We start from the raw sequence: 26,666 nt of genomic DNA on the forward strand, positions 1-26,666 counted from the left end.
CACCATTTCACAGGTCAGCGGATCAACGCAGCCAACCCATCCAGCAACCTTTGCAACGCCCCCTGGTTAGCCCGCATCACCGCCCTGCCCGCCTCGCCCATGCGCCGCGCATCCTGCGGCAACTCGACCAAGCGACGCACCGCGCCAGCCAAACCCTCGGCATCGTCCACCTGCTGCAACGCCCCCGCCTCGCGCAACATCGCGCTGATTTCAAGGAAGTTGAACACGTGCGGCCCCATGATCACCGGCAACGCCAGTGCCGCCGGTTCCAGCGGATTGTGCCCGCCTGTGGGCACCAGGCTGCCGCCAACGAAGGCGATGTCGGCCAGGGCATAGAGGAACAGCAATTCACCCATGGTGTCGCCCACCAATACCTGGGTGCCGGCCTCGACCGCCGAGCCGCCCGAGCGGCGCACCGTGGCGAACTGCTCGACGCACAGCCCGTGCACGGCATCGAAGCGCTCGGGATGACGCGGCACCAGGATCAGCAGCGCATCGCTGTGCACCTTGAGCAGCTCACGGTGGGCCTCGAGAATCAGCGCATCTTCGCCGTCATGGGTACTGGCGGCGATCCACACCGGACGCTGCGTGGCGCCCCACTGCCCACGCAGCGCCTGGGCGCGGGGCAACAACTGCTCGTCGATCTTCAGGTCGAACTTGATCGAACCGGTCACCTGCACGCACTCCGGACGCGCGCCCAGGTCGCGGAAGCGCTGCGCCTCGGTCTCAGTCTGCACGGCGATCAGGCTCATCTCCTCGAGCATCGGCCGGGTCAGGCCGGCGAAACGGGCATAGCCACGGGCCGAGCGCGCCGACAGCCGCGCATTGGCCAACGCCACCGGAATGCCGCGCCTGGCGCACTGGTGAATATGATTGGGCCACAGCTCGGTTTCCATGATGACCCCCAGCCGCGGGCGCACGTGGTCGAGAAAGCGCCCGGCCGCCCAGGGCAGGTCGTACGGCAGGTAGCAATGCTGTACTCGCGGCTCGCCTTCGAACATCGCGCGGATGCGCTCGGAGCCGGTCGGCGTCATGCAGGTGAGGGTGATCGGCATGTCCGGGTACTGCTTGAGCAGGGCGCGGACCATTGGCGCGGCGGCGATGCTTTCGCCCACCGACACCGCATGCACCCAGATCCCCCCCTGGCGCAGCGCCGGCAGCCGGCAGGCGAAGCGTTCGCCGATGCGCTGGCGGTAGGCCGGCGCCTTGCGTCCGCGCAGGAACAGGCGCAGCGCGACCAACGGCAGGCCCAGGTGAAACAGCAAGGTATAGAGAGTTCTGTTCATGGCGGCGGAGTTTACTAGGAAGCGCGGCAAAAGGCCTGCACCCGGTCAATCCTCAACCGATCGCCCGCAGGTGCACGGCGAAGCGCTCGGCCAACCATTGCGCCGCAGGGCCCAGCGGCGCATCGCGGCGCCAGGCCAGCTCCGCCACCAGCGCCGGCGGGCGCCACTCGCTGTCGAGCTCGACCATCTGCGTCTGGTATGTGGGGTACTGCACCACATGACGCGGCAGCCAGGCCCAACCCAGGCCGCGCATCAGCAATTCGGCCATGGCGTAGAAACTGTCGCAGCGCCAGACCTGCGGGCTGATCGCCTCGCCGCCGGGGTAGCCGCTCTGCTGCGGGGTGATCAACAGTTGCCGGTGGCGGGCCAGTTGCTGGCGAGTGACCTTGGCCAGGTGTGCCAGCGGATGATCGATGGCGCAGACCGTGACCATCTCGACGCTGCCCAGGGCCCGTCGCTCCAACGAGGCGGGCATGCTTTCGTGGTGAAAGAACAGCCCCAGGTCGGCGCGCCGCTCCACCAGCTTGCGCGCCACATCGCCCTGGGCGCCGCTGGCCAGCTGCACTTCGAGGTACGGATAGCGGGCGGCGAGTTCATCCAGGCTGTCGATCACCGGCTGGTAGGGCATGGCCTCGTCCTGGGCCACCCGCAGCAACGCCTCCTGGCCCCGCATCAGCGCCAGCGCGCGACCGTCGAGGCGCTCGCACTGGCGCAGCAGCTCGCGGGCGTCCTCGAGCAGCGCGGCGCCGCTTTCGGTCAGCCACGGCTGGCGACCACTGCTGCGCTCGAACAGGGTCACGCCCAGGTCTGCCTCGAGCAGCGCGATGGCGCTGCTCACCGCCGATTGCGCCTTGCGCTGCTCCCGGGCCACGGCCGAGAACGAACGCAGCTCGGCGGTGCGCACAAATAGACGAAGCTGGTCCAGATTCCACTGCTCGGCCATCACAACCTATCTCCAATACAGATAGGAAATGACTTTACCGCATCCAGGGATTCCCTAGAATGCCCATCCAGCAACGGAGGACCCGCACCATGAACGCCTATACCTATCTCGCCATCGCCATCTGCGCCGAAGTCATCGCCACTGCGTCGATGAAGGCCGTCAAGGGCCTGAGCACGCCGCTGCCGTTGCTGCTGATGGTGTGCGGCTATGGCGTGGCGTTCTGGATGCTGACCCTGGTAGTGCGCAGCATTCCGGTGGGTATCGCCTATGCCATCTGGTCGGGCCTGGGCATCGTGCTGATCAGCGTGGCGGCGCTGGTGATCTATGGGCAGAAACTGGATGTGCCGGCGATGCTGGGCATGGCCATGATCGTCGGTGGCGTGGTGGTGATCCAGGTGTTTTCCAATACTGCCGGGCATTGATGCTCCCCTGAGGAATTTGCGGCCATGCCGGCCCCAGGATTCACGCGATCCCTGTAGGAGCGACCTTGTGTCGCGATAGGGCTGCACAGCAGCCCCCGGATCGCAAAACCCATGCCGGTCCGACGCTGTATACTGCGCACCTGTCCCAGTCTTCGAGGTGCCCGCATGCCATCCGCCATTTCCACTGACGTGCTGATCGTCGGCGCCGGGGTCGCAGGTCTCTGGCTCAATGCCCGGCTGCGCCGCCAGGGCTATTCGACCGTGCTGGTGGAGCGCGCCAGCCTGGGCGGCGAGCAGACCATCAAGTCGCAAGGCATCATCCATGGCGGCACCAAGTACGCCCTGCACGGCGCCCTTACCGGTGCCTCCGAGGCCATCGCCGACATGCCACGGCGCTGGCGCGAAGCGCTGGCCGGCGATGGCGAACTGGACCTCACCAGCACCCGCCTGCTGTCCGATGCCCATTACTTGTGGTCGCCCGGCACCCTGGCCGGCAACCTCACCAGTTTCTTCGCCAGCAAGGCCGTGCGCGGCCGGGTCGACCAGGTCAAGGGCGAGCTATTGCCACCAGCCCTGCAGGATCGCGCCTTCAAGGGCAAGGTCTACCGCCTGGCCGAACTGGTCATCGACGTGCCTAGCCTGCTGGCCAACCTGGCCCAGTTGGCTGGCGACAGCCTGCTGGCCGGCGAACGCATCGAACCGCTGCGCGACGGCGATGAGCTGGTCGGGCTGATCGTCGATGGCCGCGAAATCCGCGCGCAACGCATCGTCCTCAGCGCCGGTGGCGGCACCGAAGAGCTGCTGCGCGCCCTCGGCCTCAGCCAGCCAGCCATGCAGCGCCGACCGCTGCACATGGTCCTGGCCAAGGGCCCGAACCTCAAGCCACTGTACGCCCACTGCCTGGGCGGCGGACCCAAGCCACGCATCACCGTGACCACCCACCCGGCGGCTGACGGCCAGTGGGTGTGGTACCTCGGTGGCGACCTGGCCGAAGCCGATGGCGTGGCCCGTGAGCCCGCCGCGCAGATCGCCGCGGCGCAAAAGGAAGTCGCCAGCCTGATGCCCTGGGTCGACCAGAGCCAAATGCATTGGGCAACCCTGCGCATCGACCGTGCCGAGCCCGCGCAATCAGGCCTGGTGCGCCCAGACAACGCGTTCCTCGCCGAGCAGCAACGCCTGCTGGTGGGCTGGCCGACCAAACTGGCCCTGGCGCCGGACTTCGCCGACCGTGTACTGGCCGCCTTTGAACGCGATGGCATTCGCCCGGGCGCGCACCCCGCGCTCACCGACCTGCCTCGTCCAGCACTGGGCATCCCGGCCTGGGAGCAACTGCTGCCATGAGCCTGCCGACCCTGCACGATCATCACCGCCCGCTGGGCAGCACCGGCCTGCGGGTTTCGCCACTGGGCCTGGGCACGGTCAAGCTTGGCCGCGACCAGGGTGTGAAGTACCCCAACGGCTTCACCATTCCCGATGACGAAGCCGCTCGCCTGCTACTGGCCCAGGCCCGCGAGCTGGGCATCAACCTGATCGACACCGCGCCGGCCTATGGCCGCAGCGAAGAACGCCTCGGCCCGTTGCTGCGCGGTCAACGCGAACAGTGGGTGATCGTCAGCAAGGTTGGCGAAGAGTTCGACGACGGCCGGTCGCACTTCGATTTCAGCGCCGCGCATACCCGCCTGTCGGTGGAGCGCAGCCTCAAGCGCCTGGAAACCGACCGTATCGAACTGGTGCTGGTGCATTCCGACGGCAACGACCTGGCGATCCTCGAGCAGCAAGGGGTCTACGAGACACTCGCGGCGCTCAAGCAGGAAGGCAAGATCCTCGGCTATGGCCTGTCGGGCAAGACCGTCGCCGGTGGCCTCAAGGCGCTGGAGCAAGGTGATTGCGCCATGGTCACCTACAACCTCAACGAGCAGGCGGAGCGCCCGGTGCTCGACTACGCTGCCGAACACGGCAAGGCCATCCTGGTGAAGAAAGCCCTGGCCAGCGGGCACATCTGCCTGGCGCCGGGGGTTGACCCGGTACAGGCCAGTTTCGAGCTGCTGTTTGCCCACCCCGGCGTGAGCAGTGCCATTGTCGGCACCATCAACCCGGTGCACCTGGCCCACAACGTGGCCACCGTCGCCCGCATCCTCGGCCGCCACTGAGCCGCAGGGGCGGGGATTCAATGCAAGGAGGAGCCTCGTGCCGCGAACGCTGATCCGCAAGAATCCGAGCAACTTCAAGACCCTGCCGCTGCACGTCGAGGCCACGCCCGATGGCCTGACCTACCAGAGCATCGGCATGCCGCTGAATTTCGCCCAGACCCTGCAGCGGCGCAAGGCCATCCAGCTGGCCGACCCGGAACGTTTCGTGGTCGAGCTGGCCAACCTCGGCGTGTCGGTACGCCTGACCCTGCACTGGCAAGGCCGCGACTACTGGGTGCTGGTGCGCCAGCGTCGCCAGGACCGTGGTGATGTGGTGCTCAAGCTGATCTCTGGCTACGTGCCCGCCCATGAGCTGAACCTGCCGCTGCACACCGCCATCCAGGAAGTAGCCGAGGAATGCTTGCTGGAAACGCCGGAAGGCTGGCTTGGCGGGCGCTTCAACGACACCTGGCTACCGGCGCCCTATGCCGCCGCCCTGCACTACCGTGAAGCCCTGCCCTTCGTGCTGACGCCGGCATCCGGCGCCGCCCGCCCGGTGCATTGCGCCAACCTGATGCTGCTCGAGCGGCCACGCGCTTACGTGCACCTGCCCACGGCGTCGCTGCAGCTGATCTACGACCTGCGCTTGCAGGTGCCCCGGGAGGCCAAGTCGTTGAGCCTGTTCCATGTCGATGAACGGCTCGAAGGCGACCAGTTGGTGGCACGACTCAACCGCAAGCGGCCGGATCTGTACCTGATGCCGTTGCAGGACGGTCAGCCGCTGGCCGAGCTGTTCACCCTGAGGAAGGACCAGTTGCTGCCAGCGAGCACACGTGGCTTGTGGCTGGCCGAGAGCTTTGCCCAGCAGGAAGGTTGGGTAGTGCGGGATGAACGGGTGCGCTGGAAGGACTGGCTCAAGCAACAAGGCCTGGTCGAGCGCAAGCGCGAGCCGGCGTCACACCTGGAGCGGTTCAGTGACAAGGCGAAAAAACTGCTCGCCCGCGTCCTCTAGCGCACACTACAGCGCCTGGCTCGCCAGCAAGGCTGGCTCCCACGCCCCCAAGGACAGGTGCTATAGGAGCCGGCTTTGCCGGTGCCAAGCCCACGATGATCCGGCTCAGTGCTTACGGATCTTCTCGACGATCGCCGTGGTCGAGCTGTTTTCCACCAGCCCCAGCACCTTCACCGTGCCGCCATAGGCCTTGACGATATCCGCGCCGACCACCTGGTCGATGCCATAGTCGCCGCCCTTGACCAGCACATCCGGCTTGACCTGGCGCAGCAGGTTCTCGGGGGTGTCCTCGGGGAAGCTGATCACCCAGTCCACCGCGCCGAGGCCGGCCAGCACGGCCATGCGCCGGTCGACGCTGTTGATTGGCCGGCCCGGGCCTTTCAGGCGGCTGACCGAGGCATCGTCGTTGATCGCGACGATCAGGCGGTCGCCCTGGGCACGCGCCTGCTCCAGGTAGGTGACATGGCCAGCGTGGAGGATATCGAAGCAGCCGTTGGTGAAGACGATCTTCTCGTTGTGCGCACGGGCATCGTCAATGGCCAGCAGCAGTTGCTCCAGGCCCAGCACACCGCGCTCGGAACCTTCCTCGCGCTGGATCGCCCGGCGCAGCTCAGGCGCACTGATGGCGGCGGTACCCAGCTTGCCAACGACGATACCGGCGGCCAGGTTGGCCAGGGCCACGGCATGGGGCAGGTCCTCGCCAGCGGCGATGGCGGCGGCCAGGGTGGAAATCACCGTATCGCCGGCACCGGTGACATCGAACACTTCGCGGGCACGGGCCGGCAGGTGCAGGGCCGGGTGGCCGGTGCGCAGCAGGGTCATGCCGTGTTCGCCACGGGTCACCAGCAAGGCGCCCAGGTCCAGCTCCTCGAGCAATTGCAGGCCCTTGGCGACCAGCTCAGCCTCATCGGCGCAACGGCCAACGATGGTTTCGAACTCGCTGAGGTTCGGCGTGATCAGGCTGGCGCCGCGGTAGATCGAGAAATCCTTGCCCTTGGGGTCGGCCAGCACCGGAATGCCCTTGCCGCGAGCAGCCTGGATCAGCGCCTGGTGGTTCTTCAGCGCGCCCTTGCCGTAGTCGGACAGCACCAGCACCTTGACGCCTTCGAGCAGGCCGTCGACCTCAGCGCCCAGCGACAGCGGGTCGGTGGCGAAGGGTTCTTCGAAATCGATGCGCAGCAACTGCTGGTGACGGCTCATCACCCGCAGTTTGACGATGGTCGGCTGGTGGGCGATGCGCTGGAAGATCGAGCGCACGCCGGCGGCCTGCAGGCTATTGGCAAGGCTGTCGGCCGCCTCGTCCTGGCCGGTGACACCGACCAGCGCGGCCGGCGCGCCCAGAGCGGCGATGTTCAAGGCAACGTTGGCCGCGCCGCCGGGGCGGTCCTCGATCTGGTCGACCTTGACCACCGGCACCGGCGCTTCAGGCGAAATTCGCGAAGTACCGCCATGCCAGTAGCGGTCGAGCATGACATCGCCGACCACCAATACGGGGGCTTGATCGAAACGCGGCATGGACAACTTCATGGGCAACCCATATTGGAAAAGTGAACAGGGGCAGGATATTAGCACAGGCGAACAAACGTCTGACCGCAGCGGTTCAGGCATCTGTCGGGGATTGGCGCGACGGCGGCGGGCCTGGTGGGCACCGCCGCCCGGCCAGGCGTCAGGTCATGTCGGCGGTGTCGGGCTCGTCCAGACCCATGGCATGCAGGCGGGCGTAATAGCCGTTCTGCGCCATCAGCGTGGCGTGGTTACCGCGCTCGACGATGCGGCCCTGGTCCATCACCAGGATCATGTCAGCCTTTTCGATGGTCGACAGACGGTGAGCGATCACCAGGGTGGTGCGGCCCTTCATGACATGGTCCAGGGCGGCCTGGATATGCCGCTCGGACTCGGTATCCAGGGCCGAGGTGGCCTCGTCGAGGATCAGCAGCGGCGCGTCCTTGAGCAGCGCCCGGGCGATCGCCAGACGCTGGCGCTGGCCGCCGGACAACAGCACGCCGTTTTCCCCGACCTGGGTGTCGAAGCCGTGCGGCAGTTGCTCGACGAAGTCCTTGGCGTAGGCCGCCTCGGCCGCGGCCTCGACGGCTTCGCGCGGGGCGCCGGCCAAGTCGCCATAGGCGATATTGTTAGCAATCGTGTCACTGAACAGGGTGACATGCTGGGTCACCTGGGCAATGTGCCGGCGCAGGTTGAGCAGCTTGAAGTCCTCCACCTCGACACCGTCGAGCAGGATCTCGCCCTGGGTGTGGTGGTAGAAGCGCGGAATCAGGCTGGCCAATGTCGACTTGCCGCTGCCCGAACGCCCGACCAACGCCACCATCTGGCCCGGCTCGGCCACGAAGTTGATGTCGCTGAGCACCTGGCGTTCGGTGCCTGGGTAGGTGAAGCTGAGGTTGCGTACCTCGAGGCGGCCACTCAAGGTGTCGCGCTCGACGGTGCCCTGGTCGATTTCCTGCGGCTCGTCCAGTTGCTCGAAAATGCTCTCGGCACCGGCCACGCCTTTCTGGATGGTCGAACTGACCTCGGACAACTGGCGAATCGGCTTGGGCAACAGGCCGGCCAGGGTGATGTAGGCCACCATGTCGCCAGCCGAGGAGTCGCCGCGAAGGTACAGCACCAGGAACATCAGGATGGCCATGGCGATATAGATGACCAGCTGCAGCAGCGGCGTGTAGATGGCGCCGGTGCGGGTCATGCGCAGTTGCTTGTCGGTGTTGCTCTGGCTGGCCAGGAGGAAACGTTCGCGCTCGTAGCCTTCGCCACCGAAGCTGCGCACCACGCGATAGCCCTGGATGGTTTCCGAGGCGACATGGGTGACATCGCCCATAGCCACCTGGATCTTCTTGCTCTGCTTGCGGAACTTCTTGCTGGCCCGACCGACCATGAAGGCGATCAGCGGCAAAATGGCGACCATCACCAGGGTCAGGCGCCAGTTCATCAGCAGCAGCGAGCCGAACAGGAAGACCACGGTCATGCCTTCGCGGATGACTACCTTGATCGCATCGGTGGCCGCGCCGGTGACCATGGTCACGTTGAAGGTGATCCGCGAGATTAGGCGCCCGGAGTTGGTCTGGTCGAAGTAGCGGTTCGGCAGGGTCAGCAGGTTGTTGAACAACTGCACCCGCAGGTCATGGACCAGGCCCAGGGAGACCTTGGCCAGGAAGTAGTTGCCCAGGTAGGAGCCCAGCCCCTGCCAGGCGGCGATCAGGATGATCAGCACCGGCACCGTGTGCAGCAGTTGCAGGTCGCGCAGGTAGGGCACGTTGGGGAACAGGCTGGCCTCGGGGTTGGACAGCCCGTCGACGAAATACTTGAGAATGTAGCCGAGCATCGGCTGGGTCGAGGCGAAGATCAGAAAGCCCACGATACTCAGCAGGAACAGGCCGATATAAGGCCGCACGTAGCCGAGCAGGCGGAAGTAGATCTTCAGGCACGAAGGGCTGGAGGAGCCGCTGGTTTCGGTCATGACAGGTGAGCAATCTATAGTGGGACGCAGACTTTACCACAGCTTCCCGGCGCCACCGGCACTCCGTCGACGCTGGCCAGATGACAGCGCGCCGCCCGGCAACTTGCGCTAACATGGCCGCCCCTTTTTCAACCATCGTTCCCTGCCATGCATCTGAGTTGCGTCAAGACCGGGGCCAATCGCCTCTTCGATACGATCAGCCTGTGGCTGCTGCCGGCCGGCTTGTTCTTCCTGCTCAGCGCACTGTTCCTGTTCCCAGAGCGCAGCTTGCAGCACAAGCTCTACTACGCACTGTTCAGCATCCCGACGCTGCTCGCCCTGTGCGTGCGTCCAGGCGAACTCAAGCCGTTGCTGCGAGAACCGCTGGTGCTCCTGTTCGTGCTGTTCGCCGCCATCGCCCTAATCAGCCTGGGCTGGAGCGGTACCGAAGACAGCGCCTCCAGCCTGGCCAAGCGCCCGTTGCATATTTTCATGCTGTTCGCTGGCATGACCCTGTTGGTACGGCACCGCCTGGAGGCGTTGCAACCGGTGCTGCTGGCCAGTGCGCTGGTGGCGCTGTTCGGCACACTGCCCGCGCTGATCGAATTTTTCCAGCACCCGCCGATTGATCAACGCCTGATCGGTGGCGGCGCACTGGACAACCCGCTGCTCAGCTCGCACCTGTTTGGCTTCTTCAGCATCTATTGGCTTGTGCTCTGCATGACCTGCCGCGACTTGCGGATACTGGCACTCAGTGGCTGCGCCCTGGCGGTGATGTGCGGGCTGATCCTGACCACAGGGTCACGCACCCCGCTGCTGGCCATGACCCTGGCGGCGATCTGGCTGGCCTGCCTGCGCCGCGACGGCCGCGCCAAGCTCCTGCTGGCCGGCCTGGTGGTGGCCGCGGTGGCGACCGTGCTGCTGTTCGGGCAGATGATTCTGGAGCGCGGCTCGTCGTTCCGCTTTGAAATCTGGCGCATGGTGCTCGAGCTGATCAGCCAGCGTCCACTGCTGGGCCACGGCTATGACACGTCGCTGGCACTGGATCCTGGCACCGGCTACACCTTGAGCGAACCGCACAACTTCGCCTTGGGCGTGCTCTACGATGTGGGCCTGGTCGGCCTGCTGCCGTGGCTTGGGCTGCTGGGATACGGCCTGTACAGCGGCTGGCGCCATCGCGCTCAGCCTCTGTTCGTGCTGGCCTCGACCCTGTTGATGTACGGGATCGGTGCCGGCCTGACCGAGGGCGGCGGCATCATGTCCCGCCCCAAGGAGCACTGGTTCCTGCTGTGGATCCCGCTCGCCCTGATTGCCGCCCTGAACATCGCCCGACGCACCGGCTACCTGCCGCGCCAGGTGATGCAGGCCCTGGCCCCGGAACCTGCACGCCAACTCATGGCCGATGCCCAGGTCATCGAGGAAGACGGCCTGGGGCCGAAAGTCCTGCGCCTTGCCGATGGCAGCTTCCTCAAGCTGTTCCGCCGCCGTCGCTGGTTCACCTCTGGCAGCTTCAACCCCTATGCCACACGCTTTGCCAACAACAGCCAACAATTGGTTACCCTGGGCTTCGTGGCGCCGCGCATCCTCGGCCTGTACCGCTTCACCGATGGCAGCAGCGCCGTGCACTACCAGCCGCTGCCGGGGCAGACCTTGCGCCAGGCCCTGGAACAGGCGCCCTCGGCACAAGCGCGGCAGACCCTGACCCTCGCCTTCGGCCGCTACCTGGCACGCCTGCACGAGCACGGCGTGTACTTCCGCTCGCTGCACCTGGGCAATGTATTGGTGAACCAGGGTGAGCTGGCCCTGATCGATGTGGCCGACATGCGCATCCTGCCGTCGTCACTGTCGCTGGAGCTGCGCCAGCGCAACCTGCGCCATATGCAGCGCTACCAGGAAGACCGTGGCTGGTTGTTCGAGGAAAACGCCGCGCAACTGCTCACCGGCTATGCCGAGCAGGCCAGCGCCCGGGCCGTGGCGCGCCTGGAGCGCCACATCCAGGTCGCCAAGGCCTGATATCCAGACAGCACAAGGGGCGCATCGCGCCCCTTGTGCATTGTGAGTTCAGCTACGGTCCAGCGGGCTGAAATACAGCCGCCCCAGGCCACGCCAGGTCTTGCGGGTAAAGCGCCGCAACGGGATCTGCGCGAGCAGCTCGCGCGCCAGCACCCGGTCACGGTTGCTGGTTTTCAGGAACATCGAGTTCAACGCCTTGTACTTCACCTCTTCATAGCAGGGGTGGTCGCGGAACAAGGCGTAGGTGCGCATGATGTTGTCGATCATGAAGCGGTGGTTCTTGTAGGAGTTGGTCGCGTGCTTGCGGTAACGCGCCATGACCACGCTCAGGCCATCGATGAAGTAGCCGGCACGGGTGACCTTCAGCTCGATGAGCAAGTCCTCGAGGCGAATGTTCGGGTCGAAACCGCCGACCTTCTCCAGGGCTTCGCGGCGGAACAGCAGCGTGGGCGCCGGCGGATAAGGCTTGCGCTCGAGGAACATGTCCTCGAAGTCCAGGCGCCGGAACGGCACGTTACGGCGCTGACGCTCCTCGGGGAACAGCGCGCCCTGCGAATCGATCAGTTCGATGTTGCCGGCGCAGATCCCTACTTCCGGCTTGTCGGCCATGTACTCGACCTGGATGGCGATACGATCCGGCATCATGATGTCGTCGGAACCGAATGGCGCGATCAACTCGCCCTTGGCCCGGGCCACCGCGCTGTTGAGCGTGTGGGTGAGGCCCATGTTCTTCTGCACGCGAAAATCGAAGCCGTATTGCTCCTGCAGCCGCTGGATGCGCTCCACGCTGTCGTCGGGCGAGCCGTCATCCACGACCAACAGCTCGATGTTCGGGTAGGTCTGGTTGAGCACACTGAGGATGCTTTCCTCGATGTAGGGCCCGTGGTTGTACGATGCGATGATCACCGTCACCAGGGGTTGGTACGCAGTCATTTCGACTCCTTTGCAGCGGACAAGCCCGACTCGATCAATTTCAGATACTTCTGGCGGAACACTTCGATGTCGTGGTGGTGGTTGAGATACTCGAACGCCTGTTCGCCCTTGGCACGCAGAGCCTGGTCGTCAAGGGCCAGGTAGCTGTCCAGGGCCGCGGTCAGGCTGGCCACGTCGGCGGGCTTCACCGCCAGGCCTCCGGCCCCTTCGATCAGCGGCAGCATGGCCGGCACGTCGCTGGCGATCACCGGCAGGTGGCCACTCATGCCCTCCAGCAAGGCCAGGCCGAGCCCTTCGGCCAGCGATGGCATGGTCCACACATCGAAGGCGCGGACATACTGCAGGGCGTTCTCGCGGAATCCCAGCAGGTGCGCCCGCCCGTCCAGGCCCAGGCGCTCGATCTCTGCCTGCAGACGTGCCTGCTCGCGCCCGGCACCAATGATGGCCAGTTGCGCGTCGGGGTACTTGTCCTTGAGTGCGGCGAACGCCTGGATCAGATAGGTGTGTCCCTTGACCGGCACCAGTCGCCCGAGCGCGCCGATCAGGCGGGCATCCTGTGCCAAGCCGAGTCGCTGCCGGGCCTCGGCGCGGTCAAGCTGCAGGGCTTCGGCCTGCTCGATATCGATGGCATTGGTGATGCCATGGGTGTTGGCATCGGTAAAGCCACACTTGCAGTCAAGCAGGTACTGCTTGACTGCGGGAGAAACACCGACGAACTGCCAGGCAGGACCGATCAGGCGCTGCGCCTGGCGCCGGCGATAAAACCGGTCGTATTCGCCGAAACCATGGGAAATACCGATGCACAACGGGATCTTCAGCCAGCGGTTCAGTTGCAGCAGCATGTTCACCGGCTTGAAGCGGTTGCAGATGACCACGTCGAATTTTTCTCGCCGGCAAAACTGGAACAGCTGCCAGGAAGCTTTCAGGCGCATGCCTTTGAGCGCCTTGTCGGAGAATTCGAAGTACACCGAGCGGTCGGCCCGGCTCACCGGCTGGCCAGGGCCCGGCTTGCCCTTGAGAAACGCCATCGTGGTGTCGAAGCGCTCGGCCGGCAGCGCCTTGAAGATCTGCTCGGCCAGGTCGGCGAAATCATGCTGCTTGATGTTGTAGTCCGGCTGCAACTGCAAGACCTTGTAGCGCTGCTTCATACGTTTTCCTGATGAAAACCGCGGTCGGTAATGACCCAGTTGGGCGCGGCGGCCATTTCACGTACCTGCTGCGGGTCGGGCTTGGGCAGCGCCGACCATTCGTTGCGCTTCCAGCACACGAAATGGAAATAAGGGAAGGTACGCTCGCCATCCAGGTCGTTGCTCAGGCGCCCTTCGCGCCAGTACCAGGCCTTTGGGAACACCGAGCTGCCGTCATGCCAGGCAATGCAGCCGTCTGGTGTGCTGTAGGCCTCGGTGAAATCACTGCGCCGCCGCAACGGGTTCAACTGGCCAAACAGCTTGAACAACGGCTTGGGCAGGTTCTTGCGGCGCAGGAACAGGCGGCTGAATGCCCCTTCGTCGAGGGCATGGTGCTCCTGATCGGTGAACCGCGTGCGCCAGCCCTTCATGCCCATGAACAAGGCGCGCTTGCACGGCGTGTTGCGCATCAGGCACAGGTGTCCGGCCACGCGTCGCTCATGGGTGGAGAAGAAGTCGAACCGCGCTAGGCGCTGATTGGTGAAATACGCCCGCAGGTCGCCATACACCAGGTCGATATCGCCGAAGCCCCAGAAGTCATAGCCTTCCAGACGGTCGGCATGGATATAGCCCAGGGCGGGCTTGATATCGCACAGTTTGTACGGCTGCTCGGGCGCGAAATCGATGCCCAGGCGCGCGGACACCAACTTGCAGTAGTCGGTGTAGCTGATCGCCTCGATGCGCACGTTGGCCGGCACATCGGCGGGCATGCCGCAGTCGCTGAACAACAGCCAGTCGATATCCGCGTTGCGTCGGCAACTCTCGAGGAAGAACGGCATCCAGAACGGCCATTGCCCGAAATACGGGATGACGAACAGGACACGAGGAGTCGGTAGGTTCACTTGAAGCTCACTTTATCTGATGTATCCGTACATCGCTTTTCTACTTGAGGATCCAGAACAGCTCGTGACGACGCACTGCTTTGCGGAAGAACTCGTTCTCGCCGAACGGCGAGGCGCGACGCCCGGCCAGGCAGCGCTGGATCAGCCGACGCAGGCGGCGCTTGAACGGCAGCCGCGGCTGCAAGTCATGCATCATACCCAGCGCCATGGCCTTGTCGTATTGCCGTTGCGGGTCAAGCGACAGGCTGCAGGGCGTGCCCAGCGCCTGCGCCTCGATCACCGGCGGCAATGCCACCCCCGCGCCGCTGTCGCCCATCGGCCAGCGGTCGTTGTCGTGCAGGTGGTTGGCGTAGCCGAGGAGCAGTTGCGGCTGCCACTCGAGCCCCTGCAGGGCCTCGCGCACCGCCTGCTGGGCGCAGACATGGTCGGGGTGCGGGTCGAGGATCGGGTGCGGCATGACGATGACCTGTGGGCGCGCCTTGAGCAGCAGCGCACGCAAATCGGCCAGCAGGTTGTTCCAGCTCGGCACGCCATCGTCGCCCGGCAGGGCCAGGCTGTTGAATTGACGGAACAGCCGGGTATCGAGCAGGTCGGCTTCCCGCGAGCCCACTGCTTGCTCCGGTGCCTCGCGCATGGCCGGCAGTTGCAGGCAGAAGTACCCCAATTGCACGCAGCGCTCTTGCGCCACGCCGGCCCAGCGCGGCACCGCCAGGCTGTCCCAGGCTCGCAGGCGCCCTTTCAGGCGCGCGGCCTCGACGCGGGTCAGGCCCATCTGCTGGTAATGCTCGGCCTCGATTTCGCCTGCGGTCAGGGTCACGATCCAGGCTTCGTCGGCCTGGCTGTACAAACCAAAGGCCGCCAGTTCGGCATCATCGGCGTGGGGCGCGATGACCATGACCCGTTGCCGACGGGGATCGGCCTGGCGGAACAGCCACAAACGCGGTTGGCCAACCAGCCGGCAGAAGCGCCCCTTCAAGCTCAGGCGCCCTTCGGCCAAGGCTTGTTCCAGACCACCGAGGTTGAGGTAGCGCAAGCCACGCACGCCGCGCTCGAACACCTGCAGGTCTTCGCCCTCGGTACTGGACAGGCGCACGCCGGGGTCAAGGAAACGCCCGAGCCAGCCACAGCGCAGGCCGACCTGGACCATCAGGGTCTCGTTACCCTCCAGCTGCAAGCCGGGCGCGACCAGCCGCCCCGCCTCGAGCGTGACCCCAGGGACTTCATCGGCCTGAGCGAAGTCGTAGGCGTAGTCGTCGTCCGCGGCATAGAACAGATGGTCGGCGAACCAGGCTTCATGGGCCACCCAGAGCAGCGGCAGCAACAGCAGCGGCAGCCACCACCAGGTGCAGACGCCCAGCGCCAGCAGTACGCCCAACGCCACCAGCAAGCCGATGCGCTTGTTGCGTCGATGACGCTTGAGCAGTTGCTGCTTGCGGCTCATGACTGGAACACCGGCACAGGGTTGCACCAACGGTCCTTGTACTCACGATCGGCACGCCCGAAGGAGAAACGTAGTGCCTTGCCGCGAGCGTTGGCATCTTCCCAGGCCGCCTGGGTATTGAGGAAGCTCAATACGCTGCCGGGGCTGAACGCCTTGGTTTCAGGGTCGACTCCGCCGTTGACGTACTCGACGCTGATCCACTGCGTGGACTCGACGCGGTACACCAGTTGGATGGCGATCGGCGCGCCGTCCAGGAACAGTACCGAGCCAATCAACAACTCACGCAAGCGCTCGACCACCTCAGCCATGCGCGCTGCCCCCGTGGCCGGGAACCCCCAGCGACGCTGGAACAGATCGCAGTACATGGCGGCGATCTCGGCGGCGCTGAAGTCACTGATCGGTCGCACCAGGCCGCCGGCTTCTTCCAGCAGGCGCAGTTCGCGTCGCTGGTTATAGCGAAACTTCTTCGACAAGTCCTCGTGCGGGCGGGCCATGGCCAACTGCTCGGGTTGCGCCTTCAGGCCAGTGAAACGACCCTGGTTCAACGCCGACAGGTAGCGCCCGGCGTGACGCAGGGGTGCTGCGGCATCATCGGCGGCCGGCAAGATGATCTCGGCATTGCCCAGGTCGAACAGGCCTTTCTTGCCATGGCGCTTGAGCACATCCTTGGACAGCGCCAGATGACGCCCCCAGGCCGGCAGCGCGGCCTTGAGCTCGCCACCCTGGGTCCAGCCCAGATAGCGCACGGGAATCTGCGCCAGTTCAGCCAGTTGCTCGATCACCAACGGGTGCGTGGCGACACTGCCGCCGAAGCGCTGCCACGCCTCGCGGTAGGCCGCGGCGTCGATCACCTGCCAACCGCGCTCACGCCAGGCTTGAATAGAGTTGAGCATCAAGCCTCCGCGACCAGCGCACGTACTTGCGCCAGCTCCCAGAAGGCATCACGCACCGCCTGGTCGCTGAAACGCTGGTGCAGACGCTGCAGCATGTGCTGGGCGCAGGCCTCGCGCTGCGACGCATCCAGCCCGGCCATGTGCTGCAGGCCCTGGGCCAGTTGCGTGGCATCGCCCAGCGGGAACAGCACGCCCACGCCCTCGACCACTTCGCGAGCGCCGCCACAGGCGGTGGCCAGCAGCGGCACGCCGGCGACCATGGCTTCGAGCAGGACCATGCCGAACGGTTCATGGTCGGAGCTCAGGGCGAACACGTCGAACGCCTGGAAATAACGCCGCGCATCCGCCACCTGGCCGAGGAAATCCACTTGGCCAGCGATACCCAGCTCCTCGGCCAGGGCCTTGAGCTTCGATTCGAGACGGCCTTTGCCGAGGATCGCCAGGCGCGCACCTGCCGGCAACCCCGGCAAGGCCTGGGCGAATCCGCGCAGCAGTGTGGCCTGGTCCTTGTCCGGGTGCAGGCGCCCGACGTTGCCGACCACCCAGGCCTGCTCATCCAGGCCCAGGGCACGGCGCGCTTCGGCGCGCGGGACCAGGCTGGCCTGCAAGGCTTCGACATCGATGCGGTTGTACAGGGTCTGGATACGCTCTGCCGGCCATTGCGCCAGGCAACGACGCATATCGTCGCGTACCGCGTCCGACACCCCCAGCAGGCTCAAACGCTTGCGAAACAGGTTGGCGAACAGCCGCCGGCCCTTGCGTTGGTAGTCGCCGAAGGCATGGTGCACACCGATCACCGGCAGGCCGGTGCCCAGCAGGGCAACATAGATCGGCTTGAACCGGTGGGCGATGCAGAAACTGAACTGGCGCTGCGCGGCAATCTTGCGCAGCGCGGCGATGGCGCCCAGCTTCAGGCCGCGCACGGCCTTGGAGCTGAACTCCAGGAACAGCACCTCGTCCGAGGCGCAACCGGCGGCAACCTGTGCGTCGGCGGCCCCGGTGAGAAATACCGTGGTGACTTTGTAGCCGTGGCCCTGGAACAGGCTCGCGTACTGACGGGCACAGTCCAGGAACGGCCCGTCATAACCATGGCAGAACTGCAGGATGCGCGGTTCAGATCGGTTGGTCATAAAGCGCGGCGCCGTCCTTGACCACCAGGATGTCTTCCATGATCAGGTACTGCAGGTCCGAGCCGAAGAACATGTTCAGGGCATCGGTCGGCGAGCAGATCATGGGTTCGCCACGGCGGTTGAGCGAGGTGTTCAGCGACACACCGTTGCCGGTCAGGTACTCGAGGGCCTTCATCATGTCGTAGTAGCGCGGGTTGTACTCGCGCTTGAGCACCTGGGCACGGGACGTACCGTCCTCGTGGACCACTTCCGGTACACGGGTCTTCCACTCTTCAGCCACTTCGAAGGTGAAGGTCATGAACGGCGCCGGATGATCGACCTTGATCATCTGCGGGGCGACAGTGTCGAGCATCGACGGGCAGAAAGGCCTCCAGCGCTCGCGGAACTTGATCTGTTCGTTGATGCGGTCGGCCACGCCCGGCACGCTCGGGCAGCCGATGATCGAACGACCGCCCAGCGCGCGCGGACCGAACTCCATGCGGCCCTGGAACCAGGCCACCGGGTTGCCGTCGACCATGATCTTGGCGATGCGCTGCGGCATGTCGTCGAGCTTGCGCCATTTCGGCGCGTTCGGGTGACGGGCGCAGGCGGCGATCACGTCCTCGTTGGAGTACGACGGGCCGAGGTAGACGTGTTCCATCTTCTCGACCGGCACGCCACGGGCGTGGGAGACATAGGCCGCGGCGCCAACGGCGGTACCGGCGTCGCCGGAGGCCGGCTGCACGAACAGTTCTTTCACATCGTCACGGGCGATGATCTTCTGGTTCAGCTTGACGTTCAGTGCGCAGCCGCCGGCGAAGGCCAACTTGCCGGTTTCTTTCAGCGTGTCGCCCAGGTAGTGGTCGATCATCTGCAGGGCGAGCTTCTCGAACAACGCCTGCATGCTCGCCGCGTAGTGAATGTACGGCTCGTCGGCGATGTCGCCTTCGCGCTTCGGACCCAGCCACTCGATCAGTTTTGGCGAGAAGTAGAAACCCTTGCCCTTTTCTTTATAGCGACGCAGGCCGATGACGTTGGCGTACTCGGTGTTGATCACCAGTTCGCCGTTTTCGAAGCTGGCCAGGCGCGAGAAATCGTACTTGCTGGCATCGCCGTACGGCGCCATGCCCATGACCTTGAACTCGCCGTCGAGCATCTCGAAGCCGAGGAACTCGGTGATCGCGCCATACAGGCCGCCCAGCGAGTCCGGGTCGTAGAATTCCTTGAGCTTGTGGATCTTGCCGTTTTCGCCATAGCCGAAGAAGGTGGTGGCGTACTCGCCCTTGCCGTCGATACCAAGGATCGCGGTCTTCTCTTTGAAGCCCGAGCAGTGGTAGGCGCTGGAGGCGTGGGCCAGGTGGTGCTCGACCGGCTCGATCTTGATCTTCTTCGGATCGAAGCCCAGTTGCTCCAGGCACCAGACGATCTTCTTGCGGTAGCGCTTGTAGCGGCGGTTGCCCATCAGCAGCGCGTCGAGGGCGCGGTCCGGGGCGTACCAGTAGCGCTTGGCGTAGTGCCAGCGGGCCTTGCCGAACAGGCTGATCGGGGCGAACGGAATGGCGACCACATCGACGTCGGACGGCTTGATGCCGGCCTGTTCCAGACAGAACTTCGCCGACTCGTAGGGCATGCGGTTCTTCGCATGCTTGTCACGCACGAAGCGCTCTTCTTCGGCGGCGGCAATCAGCTTGCCGTCGATGTACAGGGCCGCGGAAGGGTCATGGCTAAGGGCGCCGGACAGGCCAAGAATCGTCAGTGCCAAGGGTCTAGCCTCTCAAATCGGTATGAAGTGCGCCAACGGCCACTCGGGCGGATGGCGGCTAAAGGGCGGGATTATAACGCAAAGATGGCGGACACACCGCCCCCTTGTAGGAGCGGCCTTGTGTCGCGAAAGGGCTGCGCAGCAGCCCCGGCGATTTCGATGGCGGAGCTGAAACCTGGGGCCGCTTTGCGGCCCTTTCCGGCCGGTCCGGCGCCCCGGCAAGGCCGCTCCTACAGGGTTCGTGCGGGTTATTCGGCGATCAGCCAATCCATGCGGAAGCTGCCGGCGGTCTGCGCCAGCTCCTTGGCCAGCCACGGCAGCAAGGTCTTGAGCTCGTCCTCCAGGCCCCATGGCGGGTTGGCGATGGCCAGGCCCGAGCCGTTCAGCCCCTGCGGGCTGTCCTGGTGGTGCACGTACAGCTCGACCCGCAGCAACTTGGGCGCGCCGGTGCTGGTCAGGTCCTGGTAGAAGCGGGTCAGCGAGCGCTGGTCCTTGATCGGGTACCAGATGGCCGCGACGGTCTGGCGCATGCGACCGATCGCCTCTTTCATCGCCACGGTGCAGCGCTTGAGCTCGTCGGCCTGCTCGAATGGCGGGTCGATCAGCATGATCGCGCGCTTTTCCTGCACCGGCAGCAGCGCCCGCGGGATGTGCCAGCCTTCGCCCAGATGAACGGTGACCCGTGGGTCCTTCTTCATGTTCTCTTTGAGCAGCGCCCCGTCTTCAGGGTGCTTCTCGTTGAGCAGGGCGCGGTCCTGCTGGCGCATCAGGCGACGCGCCAACTCGGGCGAGCCGGGGTAGTAACGCAGCTCACCATCCTGGTTCAGGCGCTTGATGATGCGCAGGTAGTCGGCGGTCACTTCCGGCAGGTCGTCGCGGTTCCACAAGCGGGCGACACCTTCGAGGTATTCACCGGTACGGCTCGCCTGGTCGCCCTGCAGGTCGTAGAGACCCAGGCCGGCGTGGGTATCGATGTAGGCGAACGGCTGCTCCTTGCGCGACATCAGGGCGATGAGGCGGGTGAGCACGATGTGCTTGAGGACGTCGGCGTGGTTGCCGGCGTGGAAGGCGTGACGATAGTTCATGAGGACTCCTGCGGGGGCGCCAAGTTTACCTTGTCGCGAGGGAGTCGTCAGGTACGGCGGTCGGCACTGAAGCATTCGCGGGTAAACCCGCTCCCACAAGGCCGGCGAAAGACCTTTGGGAGCGGGTTTACCCGCGAAGCAAGCGATGCCGCTTCAGCAGGCGTTACTTGTCGGCGTGGTATGCCGCATCAGCGCTTTCAAAACGCGAAACCATGCTGCCGGACGGCTTGCCCAACTTGCTCACCACGAAGATGGCGATGCTGGCGAACAGGAAGCCCGGGATGATCTCGTACAGGCCCAGGCCCACGTAGTTCTTCCACAGGATCACGGTCAGCGCGCCAACCACGATACCGGCCAGGGCGCCGTTGCGGGTCATGCCCTTCCACAGCACCGAAATCAGCACCACCGGACCGAAGGCGGCACCGAAGCCGGCCCAGGCGTAGGCCACCAGGCCCAGCACGCGGTTTTCGGGGTTGGCGGCCATGGCGATGGCGATCAAGGCAACGGCCAGGACCATCAGGCGACCGACCCAGACCAGCTCGGTCTGCGAAGCGTTCTTGCGCAGGAACGACTTGTAGAAGTCTTCGGTCAGGGCGCTGGAGCACACCAGCAGCTGGCAGCTCAGGGTGCTCATCACCGCGGCCAGGATGGCCGACAGCAGCACACCGGCGATCCATGGGTTGAACAGGATCTTGGCCAGCTCGATGAACACGCGCTCATGGTTCTCGGTGACCGGGCCCGCCAGGTCAGGGTGCGCCGAGAAGTAGGCGATGCCGAAGAAGCCGACGGCACAGGTACCGCCCAGGCACAGGATCATCCAGGTCATGGAGATGCGCCGAGCCTTGGCGATCGACTTGACCGAGTCGGCGGCCATAAAGCGCGCCAGGATGTGCGGCTGGCCGAAGTAGCCCAGACCCCAACCCATCAGCGAGATGATGCCGATGAAGGTCGCGCCCTTGAACATGTCGAAGTGCGCCGGGTTCACCGCCTCGATCGCCAGGAAGGTGGTGTCGAAGCCACCGGTGGAGATCAGCACGATGATCGGGGTGAGGATCAGCGCGAAGATCATCAGCGAAGCCTGCACGGTGTCGGTCCAGCTCACCGCCAGGAAGCCACCGACGAAGGTGTAGGCGATGGTCGCGGCGGCACCGGCCCACAGGGCAGTCTCGTAGGACATGCCGAAGGTGCTTTCGAACAGGCGGGCGCCAGCAACGATGCCGGAGGCGCAGTAGATGGTGAAGAACACCAGGATGACGATCGCCGAGATGATCCGCAGCAGGCCGGTCTGGTCTTCGAAGCGGCTGGAGAAGTAGTCCGGCAGGGTCAGGGCGTCACCGTTGTGCTCGGTCTGCACACGCAGACGGCCGGCGACGAACAGCCAGTTCAGGTAGGCGCCGACGGTCAGGCCGATGGCGATCCAGGCCTCGGAAAGGCCCGCGAAGTAGATGGCGCCCGGCAGGCCCATCAACAGCCAGCCGCTCATGTCCGATGCGCCGGCGGAAAGCGCGGTGACCACGCTGCCGAGGCTACGGCCGCCGAGAATATAGTCGGAAAGGTTCTTGGTGGAGCGATAGGCGGCGAAGCCGATCAGCACCATTGCCGCAATGTAGACCACGAAGGTGATCGTTAGTGGATTGCCCATGAGTTGTGCCCTGGCGTTGTTTTTATCTCTTGCGACCGCCGTGCAGCAGACGGTTGCACCCAGGCGGCGCATCCTATGCAACAACATGAATCAGGTGCAACCATTTTTCATTTGCAAGTTGCACCCGACCCTGCATTTTCAGAAAAAACCCTTTTCTTGCTCCATTTCGGAGCAAAAACAGCCTTTTTCATACTTAAATGCACCAAAGACGGCCATTTCGGCTGTTCAGAAATGCCCTTCAGACGAGTTGCACCCCAGGCATGAAAAATTCGGGTTGCACCCGGTTGCACCCAATTTGTCCTACAGGCTAATCTTGCCGTCAGCTTAGGCCACATCCGTGGCCAATAACGAGGATAAGAAATGGCGACGACCACCCTTGGGGTCAAACTCGACGACCCGACCCGTGAGCGACTCAAAGCAGCTGCGCAGTCCATCGACCGCACGCCGCACTGGTTGATCAAGCAAGCGATCTTCAACTATCTCGAGAAGCTCGAGGGTGGCGCCACCCTGAACGACCTCAACGGCCATGCCGCCGCTGGCGACGACGCCGGCGAAGTCACCGCCGACCACGCCCACCAGTGCTTCCTGGAATTCGCCGAAAGCATCCTGCCGCAGTCGGTACTGCGCTCGGCAATCACCGCTGCCTACCGTCGCCCCGAGCAGGAAGTGGTGCCGATGCTGCTGGAGCAGGCCCGCCTGCCGGCCGCCCAGGCCGAAGCCACCAACAAGCTGGCCGCAAGCCTGGCCGACAAGCTGCGCAACCAGAAGAGCGCCGGCGGCCGTGCCGGCATTGTCCAGGGCCTGCTGCAGGAATTCTCGCTGTCGTCCCAGGAAGGCGTGGCGCTGATGTGCCTGGCCGAAGCCCTGCTGCGCATCCCCGACAAAGGCACCCGTGACGCGCTGATCCGCGACAAGATCAGCACCGGCAACTGGCAACCGCACCTGGGCAACAGCCCGTCGCTGTTCGTCAACGCCGCCACCTGGGGCCTGCTGCTGACCGGCAAGCTGGTCAGCACCCATAACGAATCCGGCCTGACCTCCTCGCTGACCCGCATCATCGGCAAGAGCGGCGAACCGATGATCCGCAAGGGCGTCGACATGGCCATGCGCCTGATGGGCGAGCAGTTCGTCACCGGCGAGACCATCGCCGAAGCCCTGGCCAACGCCAGCAAGTTCGAAGCCAAGGGCTTCCGCTACAGCTACGACATGCTCGGCGAAGCCGCGTTGACCGAGCACGATGCACAGAAATACCTGGCCTCCTACGAGCAGGCGATCCACTCGATCGGCAAGGCCTCGCACGGCCGCGGCATCTATGAAGGCCCGGGCATCTCGATCAAGCTCTCGGCCCTGCACCCGCGCTACAGCCGCGCCCAGTACGAGCGCGTGATGAGCGAGCTGTACCCACGCCTGCTGTCGCTGACCCTGCTGGCCAAGCAGTACGACATCGGCCTGAACATCGACGCCGAGGAAGCCGACCGCCTGGAGCTGTCGCTGGACCTGCTCGAGCGCCTGTGCTTCGAGCCGTCGCTGGCCGGCTGGAACGGCATCGGCTTCGTCATCCAGGCCTACCAGAAGCGCTGCCCGTACGTGATCGACTACGTCATCGACCTGGCCAAGCGCAGCCGTCATCGCCTGATGATCCGCCTGGTGAAAGGCGCCTACTGGGACAGCGAGATCAAGCGCGCCCAGGTCGAGGGCCTGGAAGGCTATCCGGTCTACACCCGCAAGGTGTACACCGACGTGTCCTACGTCGCCTGCGCCCGCAAGCTGCTGGCCGTGCCAGAAGCCATCTACCCGCAGTTCGCCACCCACAACGCCCACACCCTGTCGGCCATCTACACCATCGCCGGGCAGAACTACTACCCGGGCCAGTACGAGTTCCAGTGCCTGCACGGCATGGGCGAGCCGCTGTACGAGCAAGTCGTGGGCAAGATCTCCGAGGGCAAGCTGAACCGTCCGTGCCGCGTGTACGCACCGGTCGGCACCCACGAAACCCTGCTGGCCTACCTGGTGCGCCGCCTGCTGGAAAACGGCGCCAACACCTCGTTCGTCAACCGCATCGCCGACCACTCGATCTCCATCCAGGAGCTGGTCGCCGACCCGGTCGCCAGCATCGAGCGCATGGGCACCCAGGAAGGCAGCATTGGCCTGCCGCACCCGCGCATCCCGATGCCGCGTGAACTGTACGGCAGCGAGCGGGCCAACTCGGCCGGCATCGACATGGCCAACGAACACCGCCTGGCGTCGCTGTCCTGCGCCCTGCTGGCCACCGCCCACAATGACTGGAAAGCCGCCCCGCTGCTGGCCTGCGCCGCCAGCGAGCAGCCGGCCGCGCCAGTGCTCAACCCGGCCGACCACCGCGATGTCGTGGGTCACGTGCAGGAAGCCACCGTCGCCGACGTCGACAACGCCATCCAGTGCGCGCTGAACGCCGCGCCGATCTGGCAGGCCACCCCACCAGCCGAGCGCGCCGCGATCCTCGAACGCGCCGCCGACCTGATGGAAGCCGACATCCAGCCGCTGATGGGCCTGCTGGTGCGCGAAGCCGGCAAGACCTACGCCAATGCCATCGCCGAAGTGCGCGAGGCGGTGGACTTCCTGCGCTACTACGCGGTGCAGGCACGCAACGACCTGCGCAACGACAGCTGCCGCCCGCTGGGCCCGGTGGTGTGCATCAGCCCGTGGAACTTCCCGCTGGCAATCTTCTCCGGCCAGGTGGCCGCAGCCCTCGCCGCCGGCAACCCGGTTCTGGCCAAGCCGGCCGAACAGACCCCGCTGGTCGCCGCCCAGGCCGTGCGCCTGCTGCTGGAAGCCGGCATCCCCGAAGGCGTGCTGCAACTGCTGCCAGGCCAGGGCGAAACCGTCGGTGCCGGCCTGGTCGGTGACGAACGCGTCAAGGGCGTGATGTTCACCGGCTCCACCGAAGTCGCCCGCCTGCTGCAGCGCAACATCGCCGGGCGCCTGGACAACCAGGGCCGTCCGATCCCGCTGATCGCCGAGACCGGCGGCCAGAACGCCATGATCGTCGACTCCTCGGCGCTCACCGAACAGGTGGTGATCGATGTGGTCTCCTCGGCCTTCGACAGTGCCGGCCAGCGCTGCTCGGCCCTGCGCGTGCTGTGCCTGCAGGAAGACTCCGCTGATCGCGTGATCGAAATGCTCAAGGGCGCCATGGCCGAAAGCCGCCTGGGTAACCCCGAGCGCCTGTCCGTGGACATCGGCCCGGTGATCGATGCCGAAGCCAAGGCCGGCATCGAGAAGCACATCCAGGGCATGCGCGACAAAGGCCGCACCGTCTACCAGGTAGCCATTGCCGAGGGTGAGGAGATCAAGCGCGGCACCTTCGTGATGCCGACCCTGATCGAGCTGGACAGCTTCGACGAGCTGCAGCGCGAAATCTTCGGTCCGGTGCTGCACGTGGTGCGCTACAACCGCAAGGACCTGGACCAGCTGATCGAGCAGATCAATGCTTCCGGCTACGGCCTGACCCTGGGCGTGCACACCCGCATCGACGAGACCATCGCCAAGGTGGTGGACAACGTCAACGCCGGCAACATGTACGTCAACCGCAACATCGTCGGTGCCGTGGTCGGCGTGCAGCCGTTCGGCGGTGAAGGCCTGTCGGGCACCGGCCCGAAAGCCGGCGGCCCGCTGTACCTGTACCGCCTGCTGTCGACCCGCCCGGCCGACGCCATCGCCCGCCACTTCCAGGCCGACGATGCGCGCAGCAAGGCCGACACCACACTGCGCGACCAGCAGCTCAAGCCGCTGACCACCCTCAAGACCTGGGCGGCCAGCAGCCAGATGAGCGACCTGGTCGCGCTGTGCGAGCAGTTCGCCGAGCAGTCGCAGAGCGGCATCACCCGCGTGCTGCCAGGCCCGACCGGCGAGCGCAACACCTACAGCGTGCTGCCACGCGAACACGTGCTGTGCCTGGCCGACAACGAGGCCGACCTGCTGGCCCAGCTGGCGGCGGTACTGGCCGTGGGCAGCTCGGCGGTGTTCCAGGACGGCGAGCCGGCCAAGACCGTGCGCGGCCGTCTGCCCAAGGAGCTGCAAGCGAAGATCAAGCTGGTGGCCGACTGGAGCAAGGACGACGTGGCCTTCGACGCGGTCATCCACCACGGTCACTCCGACCAGCTGCGCGGCGTCTGCGAGCAGGTGGCCAAGCGCGCCGGCGCGATCGTCGGGGTGCACGGGCTGTCGAGCGGCGATCAGCAGATCGCCCTGGAGCGGCTGGTGATCGAGCGGGCGGTGAGTGTGAACACCGCGGCGGCGGGCGGTAACGCCAGCTTGATGACCATCGGCTGACACTGACGGTCGTTGAACGGAAAAGGAGAGCTCAGGCTCTCCTTTTTTGTGGGCGCAACTGTCTTGCCGAGATTTATCAGCCTGGCGCGATCCCTGTAGGAGCGGCCTTGCGTCGCGAAAGGGCCGCAAAGCGGCCCCGGCGATCTTTGCAACAACGCTGAAATCCCGGGGCTGCTGCGCGGCCCTTTCGCGACACAAGGCCGCT

19 protein-coding genes are annotated in these 26,666 nt (G+C 65.3%); 6 read left to right on the forward strand and 13 right to left on the reverse strand.

Going from position 1 to position 26,666, the window contains the following annotated elements:
• Nucleotides 1–14: 14 nt before the first annotated feature.
• Both waaA and HU772_RS22475 read right to left on the reverse strand, forming a co-directional pair.
• Nucleotides 15–1,286, reverse strand: a complete 1,272-nt coding sequence (waaA, locus tag HU772_RS22470) for a lipid IV(A) 3-deoxy-D-manno-octulosonic acid transferase (protein ID WP_186656155.1) — start codon at nt 1,284–1,286, stop codon at nt 15–17.
• 52 nt (nt 1,287–1,338) lie between these two features.
• Complete coding sequence (locus tag HU772_RS22475) at nt 1,339–2,229, reverse strand: LysR family transcriptional regulator (RefSeq protein ID WP_186656157.1); 891 nt, start codon at nt 2,227–2,229, stop codon at nt 1,339–1,341.
• An 89-nt stretch (nt 2,230–2,318) separates the two neighbouring features.
• Here HU772_RS22475 and HU772_RS22480 point away from each other — a divergent pair, with 89 nt between their 5' ends.
• From HU772_RS22480 to HU772_RS22495, 4 genes are all read left to right on the forward strand, one after another.
• Nucleotides 2,319–2,651 (forward strand): DMT family transporter, encoded by a 333-nt coding sequence (locus tag HU772_RS22480; protein ID WP_023632892.1) that lies wholly within the window; start codon nt 2,319–2,321, stop codon nt 2,649–2,651.
• Between the two features lie 165 nt (nt 2,652–2,816).
• Nucleotides 2,817–3,992 (forward strand): NAD(P)/FAD-dependent oxidoreductase, encoded by a 1,176-nt coding sequence (locus HU772_RS22485; protein WP_186656159.1) that lies wholly within the window; start codon nt 2,817–2,819, stop codon nt 3,990–3,992.
• Entirely contained in the window at nt 3,989–4,801 is an 813-nt protein-coding gene (locus tag HU772_RS22490; RefSeq protein ID WP_186656161.1) for an aldo/keto reductase, read from the forward strand. The genes HU772_RS22485 and HU772_RS22490 overlap by 4 nt, the downstream gene beginning before the upstream one ends.
• Nucleotides 4,802–4,838: 37 nt before the next feature.
• On the forward strand, nt 4,839–5,792 hold the full coding sequence (locus HU772_RS22495) for a metal ABC transporter ATPase (protein ID WP_186656164.1): 954 nt from the start codon (nt 4,839–4,841) through the stop codon (nt 5,790–5,792).
• A 105-nt stretch (nt 5,793–5,897) separates the two neighbouring features.
• On the opposite strand, the gene hldE is transcribed toward HU772_RS22495, so the two are convergent.
• Nucleotides 5,898–7,319 carry a bifunctional D-glycero-beta-D-manno-heptose-7-phosphate kinase/D-glycero-beta-D-manno-heptose 1-phosphate adenylyltransferase HldE gene (hldE, locus tag HU772_RS22500; RefSeq protein ID WP_186656166.1) on the reverse strand — a complete coding sequence of 474 codons (1,422 nt, stop codon included), beginning with the start codon at nt 7,317–7,319 and terminating at the stop codon, nt 5,898–5,900.
• A 139-nt stretch (nt 7,320–7,458) separates the two neighbouring features.
• Nucleotides 7,459–9,264, reverse strand: a complete 1,806-nt coding sequence (gene msbA, locus HU772_RS22505) for a lipid A export permease/ATP-binding protein MsbA (RefSeq protein ID WP_186656178.1) — start codon at nt 9,262–9,264, stop codon at nt 7,459–7,461.
• A 147-nt stretch (nt 9,265–9,411) separates the two neighbouring features.
• On the opposite strand from msbA, the gene HU772_RS22510 reads away from it, so the two are divergent.
• Entirely contained in the window at nt 9,412–11,256 is a 1,845-nt protein-coding gene (locus tag HU772_RS22510; protein WP_186656194.1) for a bifunctional O-antigen ligase/aminoglycoside phosphotransferase family protein, read from the forward strand.
• A 48-nt stretch (nt 11,257–11,304) separates the two neighbouring features.
• Here HU772_RS22510 and HU772_RS22515 read toward each other — a convergent pair whose 3' ends face one another.
• From HU772_RS22515 to putP, 9 genes are all read right to left on the reverse strand, one after another.
• On the reverse strand, nt 11,305–12,189 hold the full coding sequence (locus HU772_RS22515) for a glycosyltransferase (protein ID WP_186656196.1): 885 nt from the start codon (nt 12,187–12,189) through the stop codon (nt 11,305–11,307).
• The gene (locus HU772_RS22520; RefSeq protein WP_186656198.1) at nt 12,186–13,337 is read right to left on the reverse strand and encodes a glycosyltransferase; all 1,152 of its coding nucleotides are present in this window, start codon (nt 13,335–13,337) and stop codon (nt 12,186–12,188) included. Before HU772_RS22520 ends, HU772_RS22515 begins: the two co-directional genes overlap by 4 nt.
• The gene (locus HU772_RS22525; protein ID WP_225923168.1) at nt 13,334–14,155 is read right to left on the reverse strand and encodes a DUF6625 family protein; all 822 of its coding nucleotides are present in this window, start codon (nt 14,153–14,155) and stop codon (nt 13,334–13,336) included. Before HU772_RS22525 ends, HU772_RS22520 begins: the two co-directional genes overlap by 4 nt.
• Before the next feature lie 103 nt (nt 14,156–14,258).
• Nucleotides 14,259–15,659: a PIG-L deacetylase family protein gene (locus HU772_RS22530; RefSeq protein WP_186656209.1), complete on the reverse strand. Its 1,401-nt coding sequence runs from the start codon at nt 15,657–15,659 to the stop codon at nt 14,259–14,261.
• Nucleotides 15,656–16,552, reverse strand: coding sequence for an antimicrobial resistance protein Mig-14 (locus HU772_RS22535; RefSeq protein WP_186656211.1), 897 nt, complete (start codon nt 16,550–16,552; stop codon nt 15,656–15,658). Before HU772_RS22535 ends, HU772_RS22530 begins: the two co-directional genes overlap by 4 nt.
• The gene (locus tag HU772_RS22540) at nt 16,552–17,682 is read right to left on the reverse strand and encodes a glycosyltransferase (RefSeq protein WP_186656213.1); all 1,131 of its coding nucleotides are present in this window, start codon (nt 17,680–17,682) and stop codon (nt 16,552–16,554) included. The genes HU772_RS22535 and HU772_RS22540 overlap by 1 nt, the downstream gene beginning before the upstream one ends.
• On the reverse strand, nt 17,666–19,423 hold the full coding sequence (locus tag HU772_RS22545) for a carbamoyltransferase family protein (RefSeq protein WP_186656215.1): 1,758 nt from the start codon (nt 19,421–19,423) through the stop codon (nt 17,666–17,668). Before HU772_RS22545 ends, HU772_RS22540 begins: the two co-directional genes overlap by 17 nt.
• A 248-nt stretch (nt 19,424–19,671) precedes the next feature.
• Complete coding sequence (locus HU772_RS22550) at nt 19,672–20,508, reverse strand: 23S rRNA (adenine(2030)-N(6))-methyltransferase RlmJ (protein ID WP_186656217.1); 837 nt, start codon at nt 20,506–20,508, stop codon at nt 19,672–19,674.
• 163 nt (nt 20,509–20,671) lie between these two features.
• Nucleotides 20,672–22,150 (reverse strand): sodium/proline symporter PutP, encoded by a 1,479-nt coding sequence (gene putP / locus HU772_RS22555; RefSeq protein ID WP_186656220.1) that lies wholly within the window; start codon nt 22,148–22,150, stop codon nt 20,672–20,674.
• Between the two features lie 360 nt (nt 22,151–22,510).
• Here putP and putA point away from each other — a divergent pair, with 360 nt between their 5' ends.
• Nucleotides 22,511–26,461, forward strand: a complete 3,951-nt coding sequence (gene putA / locus HU772_RS22560) for a trifunctional transcriptional regulator/proline dehydrogenase/L-glutamate gamma-semialdehyde dehydrogenase (RefSeq protein WP_186656232.1) — start codon at nt 22,511–22,513, stop codon at nt 26,459–26,461.
• The last annotated feature ends 205 nt before the right edge of the window (nt 26,462–26,666 follow it).

The sequence above is a fragment of the Pseudomonas xantholysinigenes genome, from assembly GCF_014268885.2.
GTDB classification, from domain to species: Bacteria; Pseudomonadota; Gammaproteobacteria; order Pseudomonadales; family Pseudomonadaceae; genus Aquipseudomonas; species Aquipseudomonas xantholysinigenes.